General features: G+C 61.4%; 13 protein-coding genes. 6 read left to right on the forward strand and 7 right to left on the reverse strand.

Going from position 1 to position 11,722, the window contains the following annotated elements:
• Positions 1–10 precede the first annotated feature (10 nt).
• The 3 genes from SS05631_RS11875 to SS05631_RS11880 all read left to right on the forward strand — a co-directional run bounded on the left by SS05631_RS11875 (position 11) and on the right by SS05631_RS11880 (position 2,142).
• The gene (locus tag SS05631_RS11875; RefSeq protein ID WP_037414740.1) at positions 11–286 is read left to right on the forward strand and encodes a hypothetical protein; all 276 of its coding nucleotides are present in this window, start codon (positions 11–13) and stop codon (positions 284–286) included.
• Between the two features lie 160 nt (positions 287–446).
• On the forward strand, positions 447–728 hold the full coding sequence (locus SS05631_RS30990) for a hypothetical protein (protein WP_157213153.1): 282 nt from the start codon (positions 447–449) through the stop codon (positions 726–728).
• 466 nt (positions 729–1,194) lie between these two features.
• A complete protein-coding gene (locus SS05631_RS11880; RefSeq protein ID WP_157213152.1) occupies positions 1,195–2,142 on the forward strand; it encodes a ParB N-terminal domain-containing protein in 948 nt (315 codons plus the stop codon).
• Positions 2,143–2,332: 190 nt separating this feature from the next.
• Here the strand turns inward: SS05631_RS11880 and SS05631_RS30995 are convergent, their stop codons facing one another.
• Positions 2,333–2,689 (reverse strand): hypothetical protein, encoded by a 357-nt coding sequence (locus tag SS05631_RS30995; protein ID WP_157213151.1) that lies wholly within the window; start codon positions 2,687–2,689, stop codon positions 2,333–2,335.
• A gap of 244 nt (positions 2,690–2,933) precedes the next feature.
• Here SS05631_RS30995 and SS05631_RS11890 point away from each other — a divergent pair, with 244 nt between their 5' ends.
• Positions 2,934–3,200 carry a hypothetical protein gene (locus tag SS05631_RS11890; RefSeq protein ID WP_050988178.1) on the forward strand — a complete coding sequence of 89 codons (267 nt, stop codon included), beginning with the start codon at positions 2,934–2,936 and terminating at the stop codon, positions 3,198–3,200.
• Between the two features lie 3 nt (positions 3,201–3,203).
• On the opposite strand, the gene SS05631_RS11895 is transcribed toward SS05631_RS11890, so the two are convergent.
• On the reverse strand, positions 3,204–4,205 hold the full coding sequence (locus tag SS05631_RS11895; RefSeq protein WP_157213150.1) for a hypothetical protein: 1,002 nt from the start codon (positions 4,203–4,205) through the stop codon (positions 3,204–3,206).
• A 912-nt stretch (positions 4,206–5,117) separates the two neighbouring features.
• Between SS05631_RS11895 and SS05631_RS11900 the strand changes: the two genes are divergently transcribed.
• Positions 5,118–5,414, forward strand: coding sequence for an antibiotic biosynthesis monooxygenase (locus tag SS05631_RS11900; RefSeq protein WP_037414737.1), 297 nt, complete (start codon positions 5,118–5,120; stop codon positions 5,412–5,414).
• A 164-nt stretch (positions 5,415–5,578) separates the two neighbouring features.
• Here the strand turns inward: SS05631_RS11900 and SS05631_RS11905 are convergent, their stop codons facing one another.
• Positions 5,579–6,469: a LysR family transcriptional regulator gene (locus SS05631_RS11905; RefSeq protein ID WP_037414938.1), complete on the reverse strand. Its 891-nt coding sequence runs from the start codon at positions 6,467–6,469 to the stop codon at positions 5,579–5,581.
• 199 nt (positions 6,470–6,668) lie between these two features.
• On the opposite strand from SS05631_RS11905, the gene SS05631_RS11910 reads away from it, so the two are divergent.
• The gene (locus SS05631_RS11910; RefSeq protein ID WP_162109072.1) at positions 6,669–7,601 is read left to right on the forward strand and encodes a DMT family transporter; all 933 of its coding nucleotides are present in this window, start codon (positions 6,669–6,671) and stop codon (positions 7,599–7,601) included.
• Here SS05631_RS11910 and SS05631_RS11915 read toward each other — a convergent pair.
• The 4 genes from SS05631_RS11915 to SS05631_RS11930 form a co-directional block, all read right to left on the reverse strand.
• Positions 7,595–7,954, reverse strand: a complete 360-nt coding sequence (locus tag SS05631_RS11915) for a DUF488 domain-containing protein (RefSeq protein ID WP_037414734.1) — start codon at positions 7,952–7,954, stop codon at positions 7,595–7,597. The genes SS05631_RS11910 and SS05631_RS11915 overlap by 7 nt on opposite strands.
• Positions 7,955–8,020: 66 nt before the next feature.
• Positions 8,021–8,449: an EF-hand domain-containing protein gene (locus tag SS05631_RS11920; RefSeq protein ID WP_037414732.1), complete on the reverse strand. Its 429-nt coding sequence runs from the start codon at positions 8,447–8,449 to the stop codon at positions 8,021–8,023.
• Positions 8,450–8,663: 214 nt separating this feature from the next.
• Entirely contained in the window at positions 8,664–10,094 is a 1,431-nt protein-coding gene (locus SS05631_RS11925) for an aspartate aminotransferase family protein (protein ID WP_037414731.1), read from the reverse strand.
• A 32-nt stretch (positions 10,095–10,126) separates the two neighbouring features.
• Positions 10,127–11,566 (reverse strand): FAD-binding oxidoreductase, encoded by a 1,440-nt coding sequence (locus tag SS05631_RS11930; RefSeq protein ID WP_037414729.1) that lies wholly within the window; start codon positions 11,564–11,566, stop codon positions 10,127–10,129.
• Between the last annotated feature and the right edge of the window lie 156 nt (positions 11,567–11,722).

Here is an 11,722-nt window from a genome sequence, read left to right on the forward strand (position 1 = left end):
TGGTTCATCCTTGTTCCCCCGCTATGCCGGTGAGCTTGGACCGACGACTGCTTCCGCCACGCTCATGAAGTGGATCAGGCTGAAGACCAAGGACAAGAAGCACACTGTCCATTCACTCAGGCACGGGATGAGCGACAGGCTGGTGATCGCCGAGGTAAGCGCGGTCGATAGAAACGCCATACTGGGCCATCTGAATGCCGGTGTCGGAGAAGGCACTTACGGGGGACGGCTGGCGAAACTTAAGGCGTTGACCAAGGCGATGGAGAAGGCTTGGCAGGTGGAGTAGCCGCTTGTCCCGGCCAGTAGAGCGCCGCTCACCGTCCCCGCTCCTGCACATCATCCGAGGTCGTCGAAGCGCTTCCACGGTCGATACGCCGCAACAAAGAAGGCCGGTCTGTGACTGGTGGGTCTAAGCGCCCTGCATTTCGCGTTCAGCGGGTTTTCACATGCGTATTTCAGTCACCGTGTTCCGTCGTCCGATCACTATCGAGACTTGCGGCCTGTCCTATCTCTACATCGAGACCAACAGCCGAGAGTTCACGTATGATAGCCATCAATGGCTCGAGCTTCCGACAGGTGAGTTCCGGCACTGGCTGCTGGAGAAGAAGCGGCCTTATCAATCGCCGGCCGACGTTGGACGATCAGCTACCGAACGCGGCTTGACCAGTCCCCATCAGGTGACCTTCACGGCCCCCGTTGATCGATCTGCGGGGGCTTTGCTTTTTTGACCGACGTATCGACCGTGGAGAGGCGGGGACGGATGGTCGGTCGATTGCCACCACTATAAAGAAAGAACCGCATTGGCGTGTGAGCTGACCACCGCCACCCAGTCAGTAGGTGTTCTCGGTTGTGACGGGCGAAATCACCAACCTCTAATTACCCCACCCATACAGATAAAGACAGGCGCTCGATTGCCCCCAGCATACGGATAGAAACGAGCGCTCGATTGCCACTACCATTAGGATAGAGAGCAGTCGTCTGTCCCCCGCTGGCCCCGGTCAGCCCCCTTCAGACTGGCGTAGCCAGCCTACCGCACCGCCACGTCATGGCGACCCGACTGTCGGGAGTGCGGCGTGATGAGCTTCATCACATCCCTCGTTGGTCCTGCTTACGGTCTCCTTGCCCCTGACGGTTCGGGGAGATCGTCTTTTTCAGGGCCACCCGAGGGAGCACGCAGTCGACAAGAACAACATCATGACCAACGAAACGAGGACGTTCCAGATGGACGCACAGGTAGACCAAGGTGGCGAAACGCTGCCGACTGACATCCATAAACAACCCTTCGCACCGGCGCTTGAGGCCCTTCGCCGCGTCGAGAAGAAGACTGAGCAGGTGGAGGTCGAGCCTACTCACCTCGCTCAACGAGACTTGAAGGAACTCACCCAGGTATTCCAGATCAGGGACACCACGGTGAACGAGCGCCATGTGAGCGATCTCGTGAAGCTCTTGTCCATCCACGGCACGATTGACCCTATCCGCGTCTGGCGATGTGGAGGAGCGGTCATCGTTATTGACGGCCATCATCGTCTCGAAGCCTTCCGGCGTTGGAACCGGAGAGCGCCTGTGCCGGTGAAGTTCTTCAAGGGCACGGTAGATGACGCCATCAGGTTCGCTGAGACGGCGAACAACCAGATCAATCTACAGCTTACCTATCAAGAACGCGCCGACTATGCGTGGAAGCTCGTGGTTCATGCTGACGAACTCGGCAAGCTATCTAAGGCGCAGTTGATCGCCCGCACGACAATCTCCAAGGGCACGATTGACACCATGAGGAAAGCCGCGCGTGAACTCGGCGTGAGGGCGAGGCAGATTCGTAGCTGGTATGAGGCCCATCAGGAGTGGAAGCACGGACAAGGCGAAGATGATCGCGAGTACAACAGCAGTTGGCAGGAGGCCGAAGCGATGAAGATGGTGGACAGGCTCGGTGATGAGTTCGGTAAAATGCTGGCCAAGCGGCCAGAGATCACGGCCAAGGCGTTCCGGCACATCCTCGGCAGGATGACGCCTGACGTGGCTGTACGGATGCTGGAGGAGTACGGGCTGCAGGTCACCCTACGTGATCAAGACGGAAACGAAGTTGATGATCCCGAAGACTTCGAGCCGCAGCAGCCGTCCGACCCCGATATGGACCTGCCGTTTTAGCACCGGACTGCCCAATGCTCAGGTGCCCAATCTGGGCAGGCGTCCCCTCCCATCAGGCGCATGCTCTCGCCTCCGTCACTGCCATATCAGGGTTTGATCCTGTCCCGCTTGATGGCAGCGATGGAGGCTCGAAGACGTGGTCTGGTTGGAGGGGGCCGGAATTTCTGGTGCGAAATAATTTGACCCCAGATCAGATAGAAGGAACTGCGCAGTTCCCCCGGTGGCCCCCTCGATCTCGCGCTTTCGTCGGCCTTCGGTCCACCAGCCGGGGGCCTTCGTCGTGATCAGCGGTGATGTCGCGGCCTGACAGCCAATCGGCTTGGTCCCAGACGGACAGCTCGACCTCTCCGTTGCTCAGGCACTTAAAGACGCGCTTCAAAGTTATCTGACCTTTGCCGCCGAAAATAAGGACGGCATTGCAGCGGCCGAAGACCTCACAAACTTGATCCTCCGGGCAGTGGCCTTCGCCGGGTCGCCGTTCGTGGGATTGTTTGCACTTCTGAAGTTCTTGAACGGCCGGAAGCCCGATAAGATAGAGCGTGATCAAGACGCGGTTTCCGTTCAAATCGGGGACACTTACGTCATCACGCAACACAAAACGCGCCAACTGGCCGAAGACCTCTCGGTAAGGGAGGGAGCTAAAAAGTTCATTTCTGTACTGAAAAACCGGTATCGAGAGCGTTGCGACCAAGACGCCCGGGGAGCCAGAAGTTCAATATACACAGGCCGATCTTGCTGCGTTTGATGTTCCGCCTCAGGTTGACGAAGAACTACTTGACGAAGTTCGGCAGATGAACCTTCAGATCGTCCCCCTCAGCTTCAAGGATGATAACAAGTGGCGTGTTACGGACGGTGGTGAACCCTTCAGCGTGTCGATTGAGGACGCCGAATTCCTGAAACAAGTAGCCAACAGCGAGATTTCATTCTCAAAGGGTGACTATCTCGTCTGCGATGTTCGTGAGCGCCAGACGATAACCTCGAATGGACTTAAGAAGGATCGGGCCATTATCGCTGTGAAGGCACATCGCCCGGCAGCAAGGCAGATGAAGCTCCTTTAACGTTCATCTGCCCTGAGGATGAGGAACCCAGACGGCTGGGTCTATACCGATTACGCGGTCGATAACAGACCACGTCGCGCTGTCCCACACCGCACCTCGTTCGGTAGTTGCCTGCATAGCATCTCGCACTCGTTGCGGGTTGATAACGGGACCCTCAAGCCTTCTCCATACTTCATACATCTCTGTCCAAAGTTCGAACGGTCTCTCTCGGGGGTCAGGCTTTCCTCTGGCCCACCGGAGAACCCTCCCGAGCAGCCGGACGACACCCAGCGTGAGAGCCAAGAGAACGATGGTCACGTAGATACCCGCTATCCACCACCCGAGATCGGAGTAGTTAAAGTGGAATGCCGCCCAGATCGCCCCTACGGGGAGGCCAAGTCCGCACCAGAACCACGCATTCCATCGCTCGAACGCTTCGTTCCAGTCGAACTTGCTCATGACCTCCAAGTTGCCGGCGGCCTTGAAGTAACGATGATGCATCCCCACGAAATCGCGGCGGCCAGGAAGCCAATGCTTCTTGAGTTCCTCCCCATAACTGCACAGCTCACGGCTAACGGTGGCATCCACGATCACCCAGTCGATGAACGGATGCCGGAGCCATGATTGCTCAAGATAATCCGCGACTGTTTGAGCAAAGTCTTCGGGATGGAAGCTTGTTTGAGACGGACTGTTGTATCCCTCCCGGTATGCCTTCAATGGGTCTCTGCGGTGCCAAATCACGTGGCGCGCCTTGTCTATTCGGTCCTGTTCCTCTTCATCGGAACGAAAGCTGGTCGCGTAGCTCGGAGCGAGCGCAAACCAGATGCTGTGGACGATATCCCATGCGCTAACAAGGCGCGCACAAAGCTGGCCCTCGCCTTCTCCATGTCGTATCGTTTCGTGAACGCATAACTTACCAAGGTCATCCATCAGCCACCGGGTCTGTGAGTGACCGAGGACCGAGGGCTGTTCAATCGTATTATCGATCCACTCACGCGCGATTGAAAACGCTTGGTATACGTCCAAGACATCACTCTCCGGCCGATCTTCCCCGACTACCATTCCTCGCCCCTCGTACCGCATTGCTGTCCCACTATACGAAGAATGGTTGAAGGTGAAAGCCTACAAGTACCCGCGCTGCGTGTTTGTCCAAGGATGCCGGGTTGCAGCGAACATACCGGAACATTTAGCCAACCGTCCGAACCTGCGAGAACGCGGAATGAACCAGCCTGAGACGCTGAACTCTCGTCTATGAGCCTTGAGCTCTTGTCATCACCTACAGCGGCAGGTACACCGATCGGCACAAGGGCTGGTACACACAGTCTTTGATACATCCACTTCAGGAGACGCCTAAGGCCTTCTACTCATTGACTTATTCTTCCTCCTGAAGCTCAGGGCCATGACGCCCGAATACGCCTGTCGGGTGCGCCAGTTTTCCTGTCTCCCACCCAGTGCGCCAGCACGCGCCACCGATCATCCAGGCCGTCAGTCTTGCAGCGGTTGAAGATCTCGTAGCCGGTCTAGCGCGAGATGGCGAACTCCCGGCACACGTCGCCCAGCTGGGCGACAAATCGAGGGTTCCTCCATCACCGAAGTCGCTCTCCACGGCGTCAACTCCTCCCGCGCAAGCGAGAAGTGTTGCCCATGCTCCGGTTCGCCGGCATAGGTTCCAGTCGCATCTTTACAGCGGAACCGCGATACCACACTGTCCGAGCATTACACTGCGCTGGAGTGCGATTATGGGGCTTGTTGAAACCGTAGCCTTCGCCAAATCAGGCGACCTCCATTCTTAATCTGCAAATGCACTTGGTTCGCTTTTTGCACTATTCGCCTCCCTGAGTTACGCTATTGTGAAGCAGGCACCGGAGTCGATCCGAGACTATCACCCCCAGTACATACCGGCTCCTCTTGCAGTCTCACTCACCCACCGAGGCAATCATGACCGCGTTCAACGTCGTTCGTTTCAAGGTAAAGCCCGGCATGGAGGACGGCTTCCTCGACGCGCACCGAAACATCGCGGCGAGCTGGCCGGGCATGCGGCACGCCAACATCGTCAAGACCGGTGAAGGGCGCTACTGCATCATCGTCGAGTGGGAGAGCATGGAGGCGTTGGCCTCCAGTCGGCCTCAGATGATCGCCACGCTCGACAGCTTCCGCGAGTCGCTCGAGGACCTGGGCGGCGGATTGGGCGTGACCGACCCGGTCGCGGGACCGGTGGTTCTTTCGTTGAAATAAGGCCGGATGGATGTCGCGCGGCCATAGCCGGTCGACGAGATGCGCGTCCCGTCCCCGCCTCCGACGCCTCGTTGTCGCACTTCAACCGGAGTGATGCCATCCGATCCCCGCGAGAGATCCGAGGGTGGCCGTCCATCCCCACTCCGGCGACACCATGAAACCTCTCACACCGCAATTTGCAGCCTCCCATAACGGCTGACTTCTGCCTCAATCTCCCTTACCAACGTTTCCAGTGCCGTGTTCCGCGGCTTGCGGGCGCGCCGGACCACGTAGGCGAGATCCGGGGGCTTGGGAAAGTCCTTGTCGATGATCTCCATGTCGGCTCTGAGGTGCCGCTGACTTAGAAGCGCGACGCCGAGCCCCGAGGTGACGGCCGCGGTGATCCCCGCCGCGCTTGAGCATTCGAACACCGTCTCGAACACCGTTCCCTCGTCCTGCCCGAGGTCGATGCCCCAGCGCCGATAGAAGCAGTTGTCATCGAAGGAAAGGAACGGGATTGCCCCGCCCTTGGGCAAGGTCAGCTCGGGCGATTTGACCCAATGCAGGGTCTCGCGGAAGAGCAGGAGATCGGTCGGCCGGACCTCGTGCTGGAACACCTGGATGATGGCGGCATCGAGCGCCCCTTCGGCAAGCAGTGCCTGCAGGGTGAGGCTCATGCGCACTTGCGTGCGGACCGTCACCTCCGGGTGGAGCCGGCGAAACCGGCCGAGGATGCGCGACAGGTCGGTACAGGTCGTATCCTCGGTCATTCCAAGCGCGATCTTGCCCTGCAGGGTACTTTTCGACAGGCTCAGAATTGCCTCATCATGGATGCCCAGAATGCGCCGCGCATAAACCAGAAGGTCCTGACCAGCCGTCGTGAATATCGGCGCGTTTGGTTTCCGGCTGAGAATTTCGCAATCGAGGCTCGTTTCCAATCGCCTGATCTTGTGGCTGACGGCAGACTGCGACAGGCCCAGAACCTCGGCCGCGCGCGTGACACCGCCGTGTTTCTCGATCGCGACAAGCGCCCGCAAAGAGTCGACATCCAGACGGCGCGTCATCACCCCAGCCATGACGATCCCCATTCACAAATGAAGCTAGGTGTCAAATTCTGACGCAAAGTCGGCATTAAGGCAAATTCTTATGCCGAATTTCTTGCCCTGTTCATGGCCTCATCGAAATTTGTCATGTGCGGAAATATGGCCGTTGACATAGATCTCTCGGGAATACCGCCCACGACGCGCTTCCGGCGCAACGGGCGAGCTCCTTGAAATCTACAGAGGCCCCATGACAGTGCGCGCTTTCCAGACCCGACCGCATCGCCTCCTATGGCCGATCATGGCAGTAGCACTCGTCGCAAGCTGGAGTTCCGGCTTCCTCGGAATCCGCTATGCCAGCGAGAACGCCGACGTGATGCTGGTCCTGTTCTGGCGGACCCTTATGTCGGGACTGATCTTACTGCCATTCGCCCTCCTGATCGGACCACGGATCAGCGCACGCGCCGTGGTCCAGCAGGTGGTGTTCGGCGTGGCGATGATGTTCCTCTATCTGGGCGGGTTTGCGCTTGCCATCGGCCAGCGGGTGCCGACGGGACTTGTGGCACTGATATCGGATCTTGTCCCTCTCGCCATTGCAGCCCTGTCGCAGCCGGTTCTGGGGCATCGATTGAGCGGAAGACAATGGGCGGGTACGGCTCTCGGCGCGATCGGAGTGCTTATCGCCTCGGCCGACAGCGTAAGTCTCGGAACGGCGCCGATCTGGGCCTACGTCCTGACGGTTGCCTCAATGCTGGTTTTCGCACTGGCAACGGTGGTACAGAAGCGAATGGGAAGGATCAACATGCCCATCCACCAAGCCCTGTGCATCCAGTGCCTGACGGCAGCGGTCCTCTTTGCGGCTGCCGCCGGATGGAATGGTGAGCTGATGCCGCCTCTCGACGGCCGTTTCGAGTGTGGCATCGCTTGGCTGGTGCTGTTTTCGACCTTCTTCTGCTACGGCATCTACTATATGAGCCTTCGACTCTACGCCGCCGCGGAGGTCAGTAGCGTGCTCTATCTCAGCCCACCGGTGACGATGCTCTGGGCATGGCTGATGTTCGACGAGCCACTTTCGATGCTGATGTTCCTTGGCCTGACAGTGACACTGTTCGGTGTCTGGCTCACCTCGTCACGGGCGGCATCACCGCAAACGCGTGCTTCCTACTGATCCCTCTCCAGCCACGCCTTCAGCGCCACCGCATTGTTATGGCTCTCGTCGCGCGCCGCATAGAGCAGCGTCACCGGCCCTTTCTTGAGCTGATCGCGCAGCTCTTTCACCGCCGCCTGCGCCGCCTCGCCTTCGAGCTCCTTGGCATAGGCTTCGCAAAACGCCTCCCAGTCCTCCGGCTTTCCGTGGAAGCGCTTGCGCAGCGCGTCGCTGGGCGCGATGTCCTTCAGCCAGAGGTCGATCCGCCCCTTGTCCTTGGCGACGCCGCGCAGCCAGAGGCGGTCGACGAGGATGCGCGTGCCGTCCGACGCTTCCGGCGCCTCGTAGACGCGCTTCAACTTGAATGACGTCATCCGCCCTCGCAACATCCTGGGGCCGGTGACGGCCGGCCCTGCAGCAAGGAACGTAGCGGACGGTCGCTAGTTGTGGAAGTAGGCCTGGATTTCCTCAGGCGTCGCCTTGCCGTCGCGGTTGACGTCCACCTTGTCGAAGATCCGTTTGTGGATGGTGCTGATCTCCTCGAAGGAGAGCGCGCCGTCATTGTCCGCATCGGTGATGGCGAACATGATCTTCATCATCTGCCGGTGCATCATTCCGGCCCGCATCCGGTTGCCGTGCCGCATCCGGTCGCGCATGCGCTCGCCGCGCCTGCCGTCGCGCCAACCGTCGTCGCGCTGCATGTCCGGCTGATCCGCCTGGGTGTCCTGATCCCGGTCGGGCGGTTCCTGATCGGGCGCTTGCGCCGCCGGCGGAGGGGGCGCGGGCGTCTGCGCGGCGGCGAAGCTCAAAGGGCTGACGATCATCAGCGCGGCAAGCGCGGCCGCGATTGGCGGTCTCATCGGTGACATGGGAATTCCTCCTCCCGTTCGATCAAAGTCAAACTGGCCGGGTGAAGCGGCCTGGACGGCCTTGGCACGGCCAAGCCGTCGCGGTCGTCCTGCGCCCGTTCCAAAAGCTGATAACCACAGCCGCGGCAGAGAGGTTCCCCGCTATGGTCGCGATCCGTTCGACGCCGCTGGATCCTTCCGCTGGCGCGGGAATGTGGATGCCTAGATGCCGCGGTCACGAGCCGGCGCGTTCGCCGGTCGTTCTGACAGCCCTCCAGGCGGCGATGATCGCGTCCGCGGCCGTGTCTCCAGCGCTGTCGTAGGTCAGCCATGTGATGACCGAGACACGCATCACCTTTCGTCCGCGCCAGCTGGCGCCGCCGGCAAAGCAGACGCCGTCGGCCTGCAGCCTTTCAATTGTCTGTTGCGTCAGCCGGTCGGCCTCCTCGTCCGGTCGTCCCGCACCGAAGCGGAGCATGAACTGGTTGAGCACGATCTCATTCAGGACGGTGATGCCCTCTTCGCCGCTCAGCCGCTCGGCCATGGCGCGGGCGACCCGGCAATGGCGCTCGACCATGGCGGCGATGCCTCTTCGGCCGAGATGCCTGATCATCGCCCAGGTAGCAAAGCCGCGGGCGCGGCGCGACAATTCCGGCACGAAATGGCTCGGGTCGCGTTCGCCTTCGTGGCTCGGCGGCAGATAGCTCGCCGCGATCGTCATCGCCCGGCGATGCGCCTCCTCGTCGCGGATGATGGCGTAGCCGCAATCATAGGGCGTCTGCAGCCATTTATGGCCGTCCGTCGCCCAGGAGTCGGCTTCATCGGCTCCGTCAGCGAGCGCGCGCTTCGGCGGACAGGCGCGGGCCCAGAGCCCGAAGGCGCCGTCGACATGGACCCAGGCGCCGATTCGCCTGGCGACGGGGATGAGAGCGGCGGAATCGTCAAAGGCGCCGGTGTTGATCTGCCCGGCCTGGAGGATGACGATTGCGGGGCCGGTGACCTTGGCCGACTGGTCCTCGAAATCCGATACGCTGATCCGGCCGAATTCGTCGGTCTTCAGGCGAATGACGCGGTCGTTTCCGAGGCCCAGAAACTGGAGTGCGGAGAAAACCGTCGCATGGGCGTCGTCGCCGATCAGCACGGTGATCGGCGGCGCGCCGAAGAGACCCTGCGCCTCGGCGTCCCAGCCGACGCGCCGCAAGACTTCGCCGCGCGCCGCGGCAAGGCAGACGAAATTCGCCACCGTCGCCCCGGTGACGAAGCCGACGGAACATGTCCGCGGCAGGGCGAGGAGGTCGAGCAGCCAGCCCGCGGCGACCGCTTCCGCTGCCGCGGCCGCTGGAGCGGCATGGTGGTTACCGGCATTCTGGCCCCAGGCGCTGGTCAACCAGTCGGCCGCGACCCCGACCGGATGCGAACCGCCGATGACCCAGCCGAAGAAGCGCGGGCCGGTCATGACGTGAAGCCCGGGCTCCGCCTTGGCGGCAAGCGTATCAATCACCTCGGCGCCGGCTGTCCCCTCCTCCGGAACCGCTTCGCGGAACGCATCAAGCGATCCGAGATAGGAGACCTCAGGGCCTTGCCGGCGATCGGAGATCGTCTCGCGAAACCGCGCGGCGTGATCGGCCGCGCGGCGAAAAAGGTCACGGACCGATCGGTCATCCATGCGGCCTCTCCTTCAGCTTGCGTAACCCTTGGTCATGCCGCTCCGGCCAGTTCGCTCGGCCGCACGTTCTGGTTCATCCGGAACAGGTTTTGGGGATCGTAGCGGCGCTTGACCTCGACGAGGCGACGGTAGTTGCCGCCATAGGCCGCCTCGACGCGGTCGCCCTCGTCCTCCGGCATGAAGTTGATATAGGCCGTGCCGGCTGCATGGGGCTTGGCCGCCTCGAAGAGCCGGCGTGCCCACGCGATGCAGGCCTGATCCATTGAGGGTTCGCGCCAGCGGGCATGGACGTTCATGATGAAATGTGAATTGCGCTGCGGAAAGGCGGTCTCCTCCACCGCAACCCGGCCGGCGGCGCCGCCGATATGGGCGATGAAGATCTCGCATTCCGGCCCCGGCAATTGGCGGATCGCATCGGTGAGGATGCCGATCGTCTGGTCGGAAAGCTCCATGAAGTCATGGCTCTTCCAGTAGTTGCGGGCGCCGGGCGAAAGCAGCGGATCGAAGGCCTGCTGCCAGGCGACGAAGGGAACGGGACCGACGACATCGGCGATCGGCTCGCCGATGGAACGCAACTCCGCGGTTGGCTTCTCGCCTGCTTCGGGATCGCCGCAATAGCACATCGCGAGCGCGAGGATCTCCTTCCCATGCCATTCCTCGGGCAGGAAGGGCAGCGGCGGCGCCTGCCGCATCACCACCCAGCAGGTGAGCTCGTCCGGAGCGTTTTCCAGGGCCTGCCGATACTGCCTGAGGACGTTTTCGGCATCGGCGAAGGGATGCACGACCAGCCCCGCGACAACGTCCGGGCCGAGTTCGTTGAGCGCGAATTCGAAGGCCGTGACGACGCCGAAATTGCCGCCACCTCCCCGCAATGCCCAGAAGAGATCGCGGTGTTCCGTCTGGCTGGCGCGCAGCAGCTCGCCATTGGCGGTCACCACATCGACCGAAACGAGATTGTCGATCGTCAATCCGAATTTGCGCGTGGTCCAGCCGAAGCCTCCCCCGAGCGTCAGGCCGGCGATGCCGGTGGTCGAGTTGATGCCGGTCGGCAGCACCAGGCGGAAGGCCTGGGTTTCCTTGTCGACGTCGGCAAGCGTCGCGCCTGGCTCGACCCAGGCGCGCTTCGTCGTCTGGTCGACGCGCACCGATTTCATCGGCGAGAGGTCGATCATCAGTCCACCGTCGCAAACCGCATTGCCGGCGATATTGTGACCGCCGCCGCGGACGGAGAGGAGCAGCTGGTTCTCCGCCGCGAAGCGAACCGCATTGATGACGTCGGAGGCGCCGGCCGCCTGCACGATCAGGCCGGGCCTGCGGTCGATCATCGCGTTCCAGACGGTGCGCGCCTCGTCATAGGCCGGGTTGCGCCCGTCCAGCACGCGGCCGCGCAGCCGCCCCGCAAGGACCTCGACGGCCGCGGCGCTAATGCTTGTCTTTCCTGCCTGCAGATTGGTGAGGCTCATATCATTCATGATTCGATCCTCCCTCGGTGAACCATGCCCCAGCGCGCGGCATTCTGCGCCTTTGCCGGGCACCCGGCAAGCGACGCCGCCCGCCGGGCGGCATACTCATTTCGGGTTAGCCGGCAGAGCCGACCAACCCGGTTCCGGCACCGCAATTGTTGCAAT

The organism is Sinorhizobium sp. CCBAU 05631, from assembly GCF_002288505.1.
GTDB lineage: Bacteria > Pseudomonadota > Alphaproteobacteria > Rhizobiales > Rhizobiaceae > Sinorhizobium > Sinorhizobium fredii_C.